General features: G+C 49.2%; 13 protein-coding genes. 4 read left to right on the top strand and 9 right to left on the bottom strand.

The features are described from left to right. Positions 1–2 precede the first annotated feature (2 nt). The 9 genes from KIU71_RS05130 to murJ form a co-directional block, all read right to left on the bottom strand. Positions 3–581 (bottom strand): PilX N-terminal domain-containing pilus assembly protein, encoded by a 579-nt coding sequence (locus KIU71_RS05130; protein ID WP_250207258.1) that lies wholly within the window; start codon positions 579–581, stop codon positions 3–5. Further along, positions 578–1,453 carry a PilW family protein gene (locus KIU71_RS05125; protein ID WP_214130092.1) on the bottom strand — a complete coding sequence of 292 codons (876 nt, stop codon included), beginning with the start codon at positions 1,451–1,453 and terminating at the stop codon, positions 578–580. The genes KIU71_RS05130 and KIU71_RS05125 overlap by 4 nt, the downstream gene beginning before the upstream one ends. Then, positions 1,450–2,106 (bottom strand): pilus assembly protein PilV, encoded by a 657-nt coding sequence (locus tag KIU71_RS05120; protein WP_390881770.1) that lies wholly within the window; start codon positions 2,104–2,106, stop codon positions 1,450–1,452. Before KIU71_RS05120 ends, KIU71_RS05125 begins: the two co-directional genes overlap by 4 nt. Positions 2,107–2,290: 184 nt before the next feature. Next, entirely contained in the window at positions 2,291–3,235 is a 945-nt protein-coding gene (gene ispH / locus KIU71_RS05115; RefSeq protein WP_214130091.1) for a 4-hydroxy-3-methylbut-2-enyl diphosphate reductase, read from the bottom strand. A 29-nt stretch (positions 3,236–3,264) separates the two neighbouring features. Continuing rightward, positions 3,265–3,720 (bottom strand): FKBP-type peptidyl-prolyl cis-trans isomerase, encoded by a 456-nt coding sequence (gene fkpB / locus KIU71_RS05110; protein ID WP_214130090.1) that lies wholly within the window; start codon positions 3,718–3,720, stop codon positions 3,265–3,267. A gap of 27 nt (positions 3,721–3,747) precedes the next feature. After that, complete coding sequence (gene lspA / locus KIU71_RS05105) at positions 3,748–4,251, bottom strand: signal peptidase II (RefSeq protein WP_214130089.1); 504 nt, start codon at positions 4,249–4,251, stop codon at positions 3,748–3,750. Further along, positions 4,244–7,069, bottom strand: coding sequence for an isoleucine--tRNA ligase (gene ileS / locus KIU71_RS05100; RefSeq protein ID WP_214130088.1), 2,826 nt, complete (start codon positions 7,067–7,069; stop codon positions 4,244–4,246). Before ileS ends, lspA begins: the two co-directional genes overlap by 8 nt. Positions 7,070–7,088: 19 nt before the next feature. Next, complete coding sequence (ribF, locus tag KIU71_RS05095; RefSeq protein WP_214130087.1) at positions 7,089–8,018, bottom strand: bifunctional riboflavin kinase/FAD synthetase; 930 nt, start codon at positions 8,016–8,018, stop codon at positions 7,089–7,091. A 119-nt stretch (positions 8,019–8,137) separates the two neighbouring features. Beyond that, positions 8,138–9,703 (bottom strand): murein biosynthesis integral membrane protein MurJ, encoded by a 1,566-nt coding sequence (murJ, locus tag KIU71_RS05090; RefSeq protein ID WP_214130086.1) that lies wholly within the window; start codon positions 9,701–9,703, stop codon positions 8,138–8,140. A 236-nt stretch (positions 9,704–9,939) separates the two neighbouring features. Between murJ and rpsT the strand changes: the two genes are divergently transcribed. The 4 genes from rpsT (at position 9,940) to KIU71_RS05070 (ending at position 14,487) form a co-directional block, all read left to right on the top strand. Continuing rightward, positions 9,940–10,203, top strand: a complete 264-nt coding sequence (rpsT, locus tag KIU71_RS05085; RefSeq protein ID WP_214130085.1) for a 30S ribosomal protein S20 — start codon at positions 9,940–9,942, stop codon at positions 10,201–10,203. Positions 10,204–10,354: 151 nt separating this feature from the next. Beyond that, positions 10,355–11,767 carry a M20/M25/M40 family metallo-hydrolase gene (locus KIU71_RS05080; RefSeq protein ID WP_315853242.1) on the top strand — a complete coding sequence of 471 codons (1,413 nt, stop codon included), beginning with the start codon at positions 10,355–10,357 and terminating at the stop codon, positions 11,765–11,767. 153 nt (positions 11,768–11,920) lie between these two features. Beyond that, positions 11,921–12,733 (top strand): UDP-2,3-diacylglucosamine diphosphatase, encoded by an 813-nt coding sequence (locus KIU71_RS05075; protein WP_214130084.1) that lies wholly within the window; start codon positions 11,921–11,923, stop codon positions 12,731–12,733. Positions 12,734–12,756: 23 nt separating this feature from the next. Further along, on the top strand, positions 12,757–14,487 hold the full coding sequence (locus tag KIU71_RS05070; protein ID WP_214130083.1) for a GNAT family N-acyltransferase: 1,731 nt from the start codon (positions 12,757–12,759) through the stop codon (positions 14,485–14,487). Positions 14,488–14,560 lie beyond the last annotated feature (73 nt).

Here is a 14,560-nt window from a genome sequence, read left to right as displayed (position 1 = left end):
CATTATTGCGACGCTGGCGCAAATACTGACGCAGTCAAGCTATTGGCTACGACATAACCGTTGTTATTAATTTGACCGCAGCCACGCACAACAAAAACATGACAATTGATATTGCTGCCACCGATAACATTACTTGAACCTCGACACGCCTGCTCGCGCACAAACGCCGTTCGCGACCAACTGTTCAGCGGAGGGGTATTATCGTAGCTACCGGCATTGTTATGATTTGAACCCGTTGAAAGACCAGCCTGAGTCACAGTACGGTTAGTCCAATTCGCATTTTCAAAGCAGCTAAGCTGTTGAGCAGTAGGATCAAAAACGTTCCCTTGCCGTGCTTGTGATAATGGGTCGAGTAAAAGCGGATCGGTCAATAGCACCTCGTCTTCAGATTCAAACACCACCCCGGCGATGGCGGCCTCAGCCGCATCAAAGGCTAAGGAGGATTGTTCCATCGACGTGGCCATCTTATTCTGTAATAAGCTGCTCGACACGGATGCGACACCCAGTATGGTCAGTGACAGTAGCACCAGCAGCGCAAACACCATCACCAAGCCCTGTTGCTGCGTAATTTGACTTTTCATCGACTAATACTCCGAACAAAATTCTTTACATTGCGCAACGCAATAGTGACTTCAAACTGTTTATAGATATGTTGATTGCCGGGTGTCACCGGATCGGCATCCAGCAATTTAAAAGTAGGAGCGGGATCTAGACTCACCTGACCATCACCACGCACTAATACAGCCAACCGTAGTGCGACCACTTGACCACCCGCAGCAAGTCGGGCGTTCAGTAAATTGGCATTGATGTATTGCACAGGTCGTGCTGAGTTGTCACCCGCAATGGCGCTGTCTGCGACACCATAAAGCACCTGAAAGCTCTCTACATCGTCCAGCAATGTAAACGCGGCATGACCGTTATGCCCAACGGCAGCGCGTTGCCCGCGTAAAAAACGCCCGTCAAATCCGCGACATTTTAGCTGCCGTCCATCCACAAAGTATTCATTCACAACGTAAAACTCTGCACCAGCCGGATACCCTAAGGTATACCCGCGACAGTCTCTTTGCGCCTGTAGGCTAACCACAAGCGTATCGCTGTCACCATTCGCTCCCTCCTGTGCGCCTAGTCCGGCACGAGAGACAAAGTCGCCTGGCAACGGGATTGGGTGGTTTTGCACAAAAGCGGCTTCACCAACAATATCAACGCTGCGATCTAGCGCGCCTGACATTGGGTTGTATAAGCCAGTTTCAATCACATCGCTGCGTAACCGATTGACGATAAATCGGCCACTTTCCTGCGCAGACGCAATCGCCCGATTGAGACGATCTGTGACGGAATTGCTGACCATAACTTGGATAACAGCGCCAGAAATCAATAACCCAAGCGCCAGCGTGATCATGATCTCGATCAGGGTAAATCCGCGCGCTTTTTTGACACTCTTAAGACGGCTCATAGCGTCACCTCTACAATAACGCAATCGTGATCACCCGTGCGCCCAGCATTGCATTCAGCATTATATTCCCTTGCATTACCTTGCCAGTTCTCAACGGGCCATGCCAGCACGATACGATGACGCGACCCGACACTGCACACGTCGGTATCGGTGCCGTCGTTGTCAGCACAGCTTAGTTCCATCTCGATAGTCGGATTGGTATTAACCGCGGCACAGGACATTTCATAGGCGTCAAATGCAGCAAACTGTGCTGCGGTGCAGGTGTTAGTTTTGCAATCAGGTACCGCCGCTGGGTGAGTTTGACAAAAACAATCGTAGGGCGATGCGCCTGTGACACAGGTCAAATTATTGAAGTTGTATAGGTTGGCATCGAAATATTCGTTGGCCACGACCATACCATCGCCCTCGGTGGAGGATACCGCACTGGCGCGCAAGCGTTCGCTCATTTGCTGTGCCACCAGTACTGATTGCGTGCGGCTGAGCGCATCAGCATTGGCAAAAGAGCCAATAAATTGGAGTGATGCAACCCCAAGTAAACCGACCGATAGGATAAATAGAGTGATGAGCACCTCGATCATACCCACGCCCATCTGGCGCGATAGTCGCGACGACGTTTTCGGGCATTGATGTCGATGTAATTTAAGCAAATTCATAACCTTCATATCGGCAAAGTTGTCATCTCACGATGGGCTAAAAACGCCCGCTGCAGCATGCGCTACAAACAATTTCATGACGATACTGTAGCGCAGTTTAGTGATACGAAGGTTATTATGGTTGAGGATTAGGTATTAAAAAACCTACCCTGTACTGAATAGTATCATCAGTACAGGCTGTAAATTAGGCGATCTGTTTGACACGTAGCTCTTTGGGCACGGCAAATTCTACGTTTTCTTCGCGGCCCTGACGTTCAGTCGCTGAGATTGCGCCCCACGACTGCAAACGTTCAACAACCTGCCGAACCAGAATATCCGGCGCAGAAGCTCCTGCGGTCACACCAACATGCTCAGCGCCGCTTAGCCAGCTCTGTTGAATACAATCGGCACTATCAATCAGGTAGGCAGTTGCTCCAATTTTGTCAGCAAGTTCACGCAAGCGATTTGAATTGGAGCTATTTTGCGCGCCCACAACCAAAACGACATCACAATCTTGGGCAAGATCACGTACCGCATCCTGACGATTTTGCGTTGCGTAGCAAATATCATCTTTACGCGGCCCTTCAATAGCAGGAAAGCGAGCGCGTAGTGCATCAATCACATCGGCGGTGTCATCGACCGACAACGTCGTCTGGCTACAATAATACAGATTTTGCGGGTCTTTAACGGTAAGAGACTCTACATCTTTCTCCGACTCCACAAGATAGATACCGCCCTTACTATTGCTGTACTGCCCCATAGTGCCTTCCACTTCAGGATGCCCAGCATGACCAATCAAAATACATTCTGTACCGCGTTTTGAAGCACGCGTCACTTCCATATGAACTTTGGTAACCAACGGACAGGTCGCGTCAAACACTTTGAGTCCTCGGCTATCAGCCTGATTGCGTACAGCCTGCGACACGCCATGCGCACTGAATATCACAATACTGTCATCAGGCACTTCTGCAATCTCATCCACAAAAACCGCGCCTCGGTCACGCAACCCATTCACTACAAACTTGTTATGAACAACTTCATGACGCACATAAATAGGGGGATTGAACAGCTCCAATGCCCGTTCAACAATAGTGATGGCTCGATCAACGCCAGCACAGAAACCGCGTGGATTGGCTAGGTGAATTTGCATGTAACTACTCTCTAGTAATGAACTGGCAATTAATGGACGGTAATGTTGTTCTTTACCGCTAAAATTTCAACATCAAAAATGACCGTTTGCCCAGCCAGTGGGTGATTAAAATCGACTGTCACCGAGTCGCCTGCAACACTGCGGATAATGCCAGGAAGCTCACTGCCATCAGGTTGAGCGAACCCCATGATCATGCCTTCTTTAAGCTCTTCATCATGGCTAAACTTGCTCCGGTCAACGTAGTATATGTTATCTGGGTTTGGCTGACCAAATGCATCCTCTGCCTTAAGCGTAAAGGCTTTCTTCTCGCCCTCCTTTAAACCCAGTAGGCACGCTTCAAAATTGGGGGTCAGGCTGCCATCACCCATGACTAATTTGGCAGGTTTGTTGTTCACCCGCGTACTATCAGCCGCAGATCCGTCTTCTAATTTCAAATCAAAGTGCATCAGCACTTCGCTGGTTTGATTGATCACATTGTTACTCATACGTATACCTTTAGGATTATCGCTGCACTATGACGCTGAAGCGGACTTTTCATCAGGCGCGAAAATCATATCGATGATAAGCAATGCTGCACCCACAAAAATCGCGCTGTCGGCTACATTGAACGCTGGCCAATGCCACTGCTGATAATAAAAGTCGAGAAAATCTATTACGTAACCATGTGCCAGACGATCATAAACGTTGCCAATCGCCCCGCCCAATATCAGACAAAACGCGACGGGCAAACGCACTTGCTCACGTGAGGTTTGACGTAACCAATACAGTATCAGTGCACTCACCACTGCACCAATCACCGTAAAAAACCACCGCTGCCACCCGCCTGCGTCATGCAGGAAACTAAAAGCGGCACCGTAATTATGCACATAGGTCAGGTTAAAAAAGCCGGTCAATTGTATCGACTCGTACAATTGCATCGCGTCAACAACAGCATACTTGGTCCACTGATCGAGAATAACAACAATCAGCGTCAACCATAAAAAGCGCAGGCCCGAAATCTTGAAAGTATTAAGCATATTGACGCTCTTCACCGTGACCATCGATATTATCAACGCAACGCCCACACAATTCAGGATGTGCCTCATGAGAACCCACGTCAGCAGTATGGTGCCAACAACGCACACACTTATCATTGCTGGTTTTCGATACGCTCACCCACAAGCCTTCTACATCCGTAGGCTCGACTCCGGTTGGAGCATCACTCGCTGGCGTTAACGTCACCGTTGAGCAAATTAGCACAAAGCGCAATTCATTCTCCAGTTGACTTAAAGTCTGCTGGAGTGAAGGCGACACATGCAAGGTCACATCGGCCTCCAGTGAGCCGCCCAGTTCACCCTGTTTACGCGCAGACTCCAACGCTTTGTTGACCGCCGTTTTCACTTTCATCACGCGCTGCCAGAATGCATTGTCCAATGTGTTATCAGTTGAACTATCCAGCGCATCATACCACTCGCCGGTAAACACAAACTCACTACGCTGACCGGGCATCGATTGCCAGACTTCCTGTGCAGTGAAACTCATGATTGGCGCCATCCAGCGAACCAAAGCCTCAACAATATGATACAACGCGGTTTGACACGAACGACGAGCAAGGCCATCCGTCTTGGCGGTGTATTGCCGATCTTTAATAATGTCTAGATAAAAACTGCCCATTTCGATGGAACAGAACTGCATGAGTGTCTGCGTAACATCGAGTAAGTCATACTTATCGTACGCGGCAATTATACTGCATTGAACCTCTGCGGCTCGCTGCACTGCCCACAGATCCAATGCGACCATTTTTTCGGCGGGGACCAGATCAGTAGCAGGATCGAACCCGTTTAGATTGGCCAGTAAAAAACGAGATGTATTGCGAATACGACGATACGCGTCTGCAGAGCGTTTCAAAATTTCGTCAGACACTGTCATTTCACTGCGATAATCAGTCGATGCCACCCATAACCGCAAAATGTCCGCGCCTAACTTGTTCGTGACGTCTTGAGGCGCAACCACATTACCAATCGATTTAGACATTTTCCGTCCGTGCGCATCAACCGTGAAACCATGCGTTAGCACTTGCTTGTAAGGTGCATGGTCATGCATCGCGACTGAGGTCATCAATGACGACATAAACCAGCCACGATGTTGGTCAGAGCCTTCCAGATATAAGTCGGCCGGAGCGGGAATATCATCCCGACAATCCACAACAAAATGATGAGTTACCCCTGAGTCAAACCACACATCCAGCGTATCGGTGACTTTCTCGTAATCTGCTGCGTCGCTACCAAGCAGTTCAGCATCGTCGATATCCCACCACGCTTGAATACCGATTTTTTCGATTTCCTGTGCCACTTTCTCCATCAATGCGCCGCAATCGGGATGAAGCTCACCAGTCACTTTATGAATATAAAGCGGGATCGGTACACCCCACGTGCGCTGACGCGATATACACCAGTCAGGGCGCCCTTCAACCATTTTTTCAATCCGGCTCTCACCCCAGGCAGGTATCCATTCCGTGTTGCGGATTTCAGTGATTGAATCTTGACGCAGCCCTTTTTTGTCCATACTGATAAACCACTGCGGCGTGGCGCGAAAAATTATGGGTGTTTTATGACGCCAGCAATGCGGATAGCTATGCTCGTATTCCACATGTAAGACAAGATTACCTGCATCACGCAGCGCTTCAGTGATACCGGCGTTGGCTTTGAAAACAAACTGGCCTTCAAACATCGGCGTGCCCGGTAAATAAACACCATTGCTGCCGACAGGGTTGTACACTTCAATACCATACTGTTTACCGACATTGAAATCGTCGACACCGTGAGCTGGCGCGGTGTGCACGCAACCGGTACCTGAATCAGTGGTAACGTGTTCCCCCAAAATGACCGGGACTTGCAGATCAAATAACGGATGTTGAAGTTGGCATTTATCCAACGCCTGACCTTCACACACTGCCACCACATCGTATGCCTGTGCATTGTAACGCGACATACAGCTCTCGATTAACTCTTCAGCCATCACCATTAACCGCTCTTCACCTTGCGCGCGCACGTTCACTAGCGCATAAGACAATGTAGGGTGTAGCGATACGGCGCGGTTCGCAGGGATGGTCCACGGCGTCGTCGTCCAAATAACTAATGCCGCTTTACCCTGAGTCAGGGTGGCTTCTTCAACACCGAAAGCAGTAGCAAAAGCATCGACATCGGCTAACGGGAATGCCACATCAATAGCGGGGGAAATTTTGTCTTTGTACTCAACTTCCGCTTCTGCCAATGCCGATCCACAATCTGTACACCAATGAACGGGTTTAAAACCTTTCTCAACATGACCGTTTTGAACAATTTTTGCTAAGGCACGCACGATGTTCGCCTCAGAACTAAAATCCATGGTTTTGTACGGATTAGCCCAATCGCCAAAAACACCTAAACGGATGAAATCCTGCATTTGTCCGTCGATTTGCTTCTGCGCATAATCGCGGCACTGCGCACGGAAAACCGCAGGCGTCACCTTGTGCCCGGGCTTACCGACTTTCTTCTCAACCATTAACTCGATGGGTAGACCGTGGCAGTCCCAACCGGGTACATAGGGAGCATCGAAGCCCGACAGTGTCTTTGACTTTACGATCACATCTTTAAGGATCTTATTGACCGCATGGCCAATGTGAATACTGCCATTCGCATAAGGAGGGCCATCGTGCAAAATAAAGGGTTTAGCGCCCTGCCTAGCTTCACGAATTTGTTGATAAAGCTTTTTTTCTTGCCATGCTTTGAGCATTTCTGGCTCACGCTGAGCTAGATTGCCTCGCATTGGGAATGCCGTATCAGGTAAATTAAGGGTGTCCTTATAATGGCTCATGAATTGCTTGTTCCAATGGTTAAGTTGCCGACTGCAGCAACACTTTAGCCTGCTGCGCGTCATTCACGATCTGCGCTTTAAGCAGATCGAATGACTCGAATTTTTGTTCTTCACGGATTTTCGCCGTAGGAATAACCGCGATGGTTTGCCCGTATAACCGTGCATCGAAATCAAACAGATGCACTTCAAGTTGCGAACGCGTGCCGTGCACCGTTGGCCTGTGACCGATGTTGGCAACACCGGCGTACTGCGAACCACTCACGTCAACACGCACCGCGAACACGCCGTTTATTGGCGTGTGCAACCGCTTCAGAAGCACATTTGCGGTCGGAAAGCCGATCGTTCTGCCGCGTTTTTCGCCATGAACCACTTTCCCTGTAATGGAAAAAGGCCGCCCCAACATTTGCTCAGCGTAGTCAAAATTACCGGCTTGCAGAGCCTGACGAATGGCTGTAGAACTGATGCGACAATCCTCAACACGAAAGCTTTGCGTGTTAACGACTGTGAAGCCAGCGCGCAACCCTGCTTTTGCCAACATGGCAAAATCGCCCTCACGCGCTTTCCCAAACCGAAAGTCATCGCCCACCACCAAAAACTCAACGCCCAATCGGTCAACCAACAGATCATCAATAAAATGCTGGGGAGACTGCTCAGCAAACGCTGCGTTGAATTTAACACACACAAGCCTATCAATTCCCAACGCTTGCAACGCCCGATACTTATCGCGCAGTGTGCTCAGCCGGGCGGGTGCTTTGTTGGGAAAAAAGACTTCTTCTGGCTGGGGCTCAAATACCATCACCGTTGCCGGCAGATTGCGCTCGCGTGCCTGCACGATGAGCTGCGAAAGCACGGCTTGGTGACCTAGGTGAACGCCATCGAATTTCCCAATGGTTAATACACATCCCCGATGCTTATCTCGCAGATTGTGTAAACCCTGAACAAGCTCCACGCTACCGATTCTCCAAACGTTCTGTGTCTATGATCAAATAACAAAGCTCGCGATTATAGACGACCTTAGGCTGAATACCAACGACAATGGCAGGTTTAGTGAGCGCCATTTCGCTGCACTTACGTCACAGGCTTGGCTTTTTGTAAGAGTTGCCACGGGCGCAGCCCCACAATCAGACTTGCGACGATAAATACCACTGCACTCCCGACGATGAGATACGTTAATTCAAGAACACGCTGAGGCTCAGACATCGTCTGCCAGTTTTGTGTGTTTTGGTGCAGTACAAAAGCCGCCATTGTGGCCGAGGCAATGACGACCTTAGCGATAAACACCAACGTTTGCCGCGATAGGTTGAAAACGCCCTGTTTTACCAACGCAACGTACAGTAGCCCAGCATTTAGCGTTGCTGACAGACTTGTCGCGATGGCAAGACCCACGTAACCGTAAGGTATCGCAAAGATGACATTCAACAACATGTTTGCCGCCATAGCCCAAATGCCAAATTTTACCGGTGTTTTGGTGTCCTGCCGCGAGAAAAATCCCGGCGCTAACACCTTGACCAGCATAAAACTCAATAGCCCGGTGCTGTACGCCATTAAGCTGTAAGACGCCATTTCAGCGGTTTGGTAGCTGAATTCACCACGCTGGAAAATAACGATTAAAATAGGCTTAGCTAATACGAATAAGCCCGTGGCAGCCGGGATCCCCAAAAAGCACACCATACGCACCGCCCAATCCATATTGCGTGCAAAACCGTGCGTATTTGCACTGACATGATCACGCGAAAGTGTGGGAAGGATCACAGTCGCAATAGCAATGCCAAACAGACCTAACGGAAACTCCAGCAGCCGATCAGAATAGTACAACCAACTGATCGAGCCGGTGACCAAGAAACTGGCGATAAAGGTGTCCAGCAACAAGTTTATTTGGCTGACACTCACACCAAAGAGTGCCGGTATCATTAGCTGGCGAACTTTAACAACTTGCGGATGGTGCCAGCCCCACTGCGGTTTAACTAGGCAACCGGCTTGCCACAAAAAAGGGATTTGGAATGCGAGTTGTACCACACCACCAAGAAAAACCCCCCAGGCTAGCGCAAACGCGGGTTGTTCAAAAACGGGCGCAAGATAGATTGCGCTACCGATGATACTCACATTGAGCAGTACTGGCGTGAACGCAGCGACAGCAAACCGGTTGAGTGTATTGAGCACGGCACCCGACACGCCCACTAAGGTGACAAAAGCCAGATACGGAAACGTTATCTTCAATAGAGTGGATGCGAGTTCAAACTTTGCCCCATCAGGCTCATCATTAAGATAATCAATAAACCAGCCGGTACCAAACAACGCGGTAATCACTGGTGAAGCGATGACACCGACCACTGTGACAACAAACACAATCGCACCGAGCGTGCCAGATATTTTCGCGATAAATTCACGCTGTTGCTGTTTCGTTTGGGAATGATGGACTTCGGTCAACACTGGCACAAAGGCCTGCGCAAAAGCGCCTTCCGCAAACAAGCGACGCAAAAAATTCGGTATTTTATTGGCAAAGAAGAACACATCCGCAGCGGCGCCTGCCCCCATCAAATTGGCAATTACCACATCTCGCACTAAGCCTAAAACTCTGGATATCAGCGTCATTGCACTGACTATCAACCCTGAACGCAGTAATTTACCCGACACCTGTCCTCCGCACTGCGGCAATGATTGTTGAAAAACGCTGGCCAATTATCCGCGATTTACTCGTTAACGCAACGCATCAATTTTCCTTTGCCCAATCCCAACTCTTCGGTACGAATGTGCTAATCTGGGTATGCTCATTTTATTCAACACCTAAAGCCTAAAAACAGTTGACTTTCGGATACCAAATAGGCACACTCCGCACCCTTAATTTTTACCTGTTTTTTGGGAGTTACACCTTGGCTAACATTAAGTCTGCTAAGAAACGTGCCATTCAGGCCGAGAAGCGTCGTCAGCACAACGCCAGCCGTCGCTCCATGACCCGTACTAGCTTGAAAAAAGTTGTTGCGGCTATTGAATCAGGCGACAAAGCTGCTGCGCAAACTGCTTTTACTGCAGCTCAGCCAGTGCTTGATCGTATGGCAACTCGCGGTTTGATCCACAAGAATAAAGCGGCACGTCACAAGAGCCGTCTTGCGGCACAGATTAAAGCGCTAGCGTAACCATTCAGGGAAACCTAACGGTTACGATAACGTGATTAATAGTGTAAAAAGCGCCTTTTCGGCGCTTTTTTTATGCCTCATCAGCGCTTTCACCCCAGTCTCTCTTCCGATACACTGATATTTAGGATCATAAATCAGCTCGGATAACGCAGTGAAATCAACCACTTCCCTTACCATTATTTTGGCGACGCTTGTTAGCATCGGCATTTCAGCGTGTAGCAGCACTTTACCTGCTGAAAACATGCCAGTCTCAGAGGCTCCTCAGGCCGATGAATTTAGTCAGCTATTAAGCGCTGCCAATGAGTCGGACTTGGCGTATGACATTGTAAAATCGCTGACCGTCGAGGTTGGCCCACGCATTCCCGGTAGCGAAGGCGATAAGCGTGCCGTTGCATGGGCAGAGAGCAAATTTAACCAACTGGGATTTGATCGTGTGTACAAAGAGCCAGTTCGGGTGCGCAATTGGTCTCGTGGTCTCGCTGACGCTTCGGTGGTCAGCCCATTTCCCCAATCTCTGGTGATCACAGCGCTAGGCGGCTCAATCGCCACACCCGAAGGTGGTCTACAAACTGACGTGGTGATGGTAAGTTCGCTGGAGCACCTCACTCAACTGTCACCCGAGCAGGTCAATGGCAAAATTGTGTTTATTAATCATCGTATGACGCGTGATAAAGCTGGCCGGGGCTATGGTCCTGTGGTTAGCGGCAGGGTACAAGGCGCGGTTGAGGCAGCAAAACTGGGGGCGCAAGCCGTGTTAATCCGCTCTGTTGGCACCGATAACTCGCGCTTTGCGCATACCGGTATTATGCGTTACGCAGACGATGTTGAAAAAATTCCTGCCGGTGCCCTATCTAATGCGGATGCCGACATTATCGAAGCAATGATTGCGCAAGGTCATACCGTCACATTAGACGTTGATATGCGGGCCAAAGAGCTTGGCTGGCAAACCACATACAATGTGATTGGTGAGTTTATCGGAACAGAGCAGCCCGACGACGTAGTGCTGATATCCGCACATCTTGATTCTTGGGATGAGGGCACAGGCGCCCTGGATGATGGTGCCGGTGTGGGTATCGTGATGGCCGCGGCTAAATTAATCAAAGATACAATCGGCCAACCAAAACGGACGATACGCGTCATTTTGTACGCGGCCGAAGAGATTGGTTTGGTGGGTGCTTTCGAATACGTTCGCGCGAATAAAGACCAACTTGATAACATCGTCGTTGCCGCAGAAAGTGATTTCGGCGCTGGCAAAATTTACCAGCTGGACACGCTGTTCAGTGAGCAGGGACTCTCGCAAGCAGGTAGATTATTCAGCATGCTCGCCCCGCTAGGCGTCGAACAGGGAAATAATCAGGCGACGGGTGGGCCCGATGTTTCGATGCTCCCCAAATATGATGTACCGGTAGTTAACCTTCGTCAGGATGGCACATACTACTTTGATTACCACCACACTCCCAATGACACATTGGATAAAATTGACCTCGACGATATCCGTCAGAATCAGGCAGTATGGGCCTTGTTTACGGCCTATATGGCAAACACCGACATCCAGACCCGGTAGCCTGATAACCCTGTGTTGATGATACGGTGGTTACCCTGACGCCGTTTCATCGACTTGCTGATATTGTCACAGCAACGTCATGATATGTTCACCTAACTGTCAATTCAGCACGCTAGCCTAAGTTTCCAAGTAACGTAAGGACTTGGACTTCACATGCACACTCAAACATTCGATGCGCGGACGATTTGGTTGTCGGACGTACACCTTGGCAATAAAGACTGTAAAGCAGAGCTTTTGCTCGACTTCCTAAACCGCCTCAATTGCGACACGCTATATCTGGTGGGGGATATCGTCGATATGTGGCAAATGTCCAAACAGTTCCGCTGGCCAAAAACGCACAATGATGTGATGCACAAACTGATTAGTCTGAGCCATTCAGGCACACGGGTGGTTTTTTTACCCGGCAATCATGATGAACCTCTGCAGAAATACAGCGGCATGCAATTTGGCGACATCGAAATAAAACGTGAAGTTTCGCATGTAACGGCCAATGGAAAACGCTATTTAGTTCTGCATGGCGACCAGTTCGATTCAGATGTCACACTCGGCTGGTTTCATCACTGGATGGGCGATAAAGGCTATGAATTGCTACTGCGTATTAACCGCTGGTACAACAGGCTGCGTCAATTACGCAATCGTCAGTATTGGTCGCTCGCAGGCTACATTAAACAGCACATCAAAGGCGCTAACAAAGCAATTAGTCGGTATCGGAATGCGGCCTGTCGACGTGCTCAGCAGCGCGGTTTCGATGGTGTTATCTGTGGCCACATACATCATCCTGAAAATTGCTACGTTGACGACATTCATTACGTCAACGACGGCGATTGGGTTGAAAACTGTTCCGCCGTCATTGAAGACGCTAGCGGCTCGCTGAGTTTAATCAATTGGACCCAGCTTGCCGTTGACGTACGCCGCTCTCAGCGAATACCGACTTCAGCACAAACCTCTCACAACAAGGCCGCATAACCGGCTAGGGAAATTACCAGACTATGTTCAGCGTAAATGAAGTACTGACTCAACATTACCCCAAGTTGGCAGAGCATCCAATACTGTTCAAATCAACCCATTTTTTGCTGCGCCATCTGCTGCATGAGCGAGAAATTCAGGCGTTTGGTGAAGCCTATCCACACCTGCATGGTCTTGATTTTATTGAGCAGGTTCTTGAATATTTCAATGTCAGTTTTTCGGTCCGCAGCAGCGAACGCGAGAACATTCCCACGCACGGTAAACTTGTCATCGTGGCTAATCATCCCATTGGTTCAATTGATGCGCTGGCATTGATCCAGTTTGTCAGCGAAATTCGCCGTGACGTGAAGGTAGTTGCTAACCAGTTATTGATGAGCATAAAGCCGCTCAACGATATGCTTCTACCAGTGAATAACATGCAGGGAGGGACGCCCAAGCAGCATTTAAAGCGCATCCAATCACATTTGCAATCCGACGGTGCTGTTCTGATTTTTCCGGCAGGTGAAGTGTCTCGGCTTCGGCCTGAAGGGGTGCGTGACACGCATTGGCACAGCGGCTTTTTACGTATGGCAAAAAGTGCCCAAGCGCCTATTTTACCGGTTTACATTGATGCTAAGAACTCGCCTGTCTTTTACGGGGTGTCGATGGTGTACAAGCCCCTTGCGACCGCCTTGTTGGTGAAAGAAATGTTCAAGCAGAAGCGCAAACACTTACCCATGCGCATTGGTGAAATCATTCCGCACAGCAGCTATGCGACCATGAATTTAGGTTTGCCTGAACTTTCAAAATTGTTCAAGCAGCACTTGTATCGCGTGGGGAGCGATCGAAAGCCCTTGTTTGCAACACAGGCACCGATTGCACTGCCTGAGGATCGCAAAACCTTAAGCATGGCGATCCACACACAGTGCGAAAAACTGGGCGCAACGCAGGATGGCAAGCATATCTACTTGTACAAGCATGTGGGCAGCTCTGCAATTATGCGTGAAATAGGTCGACTTAGAGAAGTTGCTTTTCGTGCCGTAGGCGAAGGCACACACCGCCGCCGTGACATCGACGCTTACGACAGCTATTACTATCACTTAATTCTATGGGATGAAAATGATCTTGAAATTGTCGGGGCTTACCGTTTTGGCGATGCGCAAAAGCTGTCCGCTCCGGATCACCCGACAGGGCTCTATTCAGCTAGCCTGTTTGATTACCGGGAACGGTGTGATGTGCTTTACAATCAAGGCTTAGAGTTAGGCAGAAGCTTTGTGCAACCGCGCTACTGGGGAAAACGTAGTCTCGATTACTTGTGGTTCGGTATTGGCGCATTTCTGCGTCGTTACCCGCGTTTTAAGTATCTATTCGGGCCCGTCAGTATCAGCAACAGTTTGCCAGTGCCAGCAGTTCAACTCATGGTTGAATTTTATCGTGCCCAGTTCCCTGCCCTTAAACAACTCAAGGATCCCGTGGTTGAAGCTCGACTTCCCTACACTAGCGCCTCACCGGAAGCGTCTGTTTTTTATGAAAAAGAATACAAGGTAGCGTTTAAGCAGTTTAAACATCAAATGGCCAACATGGGCGTTAATGTTCCCACCTTATATAAGCAATATACAGAATTCTGTCAGACAGGTGGTGTCGGTTTTCTGGGCTTTAACATCGATCCTGAATTTAATGACTGTGTCGACGGGTTGGTCGTAGCTGATATGCATAAAATTGTACCGAAAAAGAAAGCGCGCTATTTCGACGCCCATAAGGATGCGCGTGATTAGCAAGTTTAAGTGAATAACGTAAGAATCACCCACATTGAAGCCAAGATCTATTGCATTGCGAATAATAACCGTT

It is taken from the genome of Alteromonas oceanisediminis (assembly GCF_018474025.1).
In the GTDB taxonomy this organism is placed as follows: Bacteria; Pseudomonadota; Gammaproteobacteria; order Enterobacterales; family Alteromonadaceae; genus Alteromonas_E; species Alteromonas_E oceanisediminis.
Note: the sequence above shows the minus strand (reverse complement) of the source record. Positions and strands in the feature narration are given on the sequence as shown.

Excerpts from the sequence above, each read along its gene's own strand:
- KIU71_RS05130 (WP_250207258.1), bottom strand. The coding sequence starts at position 581 with ATGAAAAGTCAAATTACGCAGCAACAGGGCTTGGTGATGGTGTTTGCG.
- KIU71_RS05125 (WP_214130092.1), bottom strand. The coding sequence starts at position 1,453 with ATGAGCCGTCTTAAGAGTGTCAAAAAAGCGCGCGGATTTACCCTGATC.
- KIU71_RS05120 (WP_390881770.1), bottom strand. The coding sequence starts at position 2,106 with ATGAATTTGCTTAAATTACATCGACATCAATGCCCGAAAACGTCGTCG.
- ispH (WP_214130091.1), bottom strand. The coding sequence starts at position 3,235 with ATGCAAATTCACCTAGCCAATCCACGCGGTTTCTGTGCTGGCGTTGAT.
- fkpB (WP_214130090.1), bottom strand. The coding sequence starts at position 3,720 with ATGAGTAACAATGTGATCAATCAAACCAGCGAAGTGCTGATGCACTTT.
- lspA (WP_214130089.1), bottom strand. The coding sequence starts at position 4,251 with ATGCTTAATACTTTCAAGATTTCGGGCCTGCGCTTTTTATGGTTGACG.
- ileS (WP_214130088.1), bottom strand. The coding sequence starts at position 7,069 with ATGAGCCATTATAAGGACACCCTTAATTTACCTGATACGGCATTCCCA.
- KIU71_RS05075 (WP_214130084.1), top strand. The coding sequence starts at position 11,921 with ATGCACACTCAAACATTCGATGCGCGGACGATTTGGTTGTCGGACGTA.
- KIU71_RS05070 (WP_214130083.1), top strand. The coding sequence starts at position 12,757 with ATGTTCAGCGTAAATGAAGTACTGACTCAACATTACCCCAAGTTGGCA.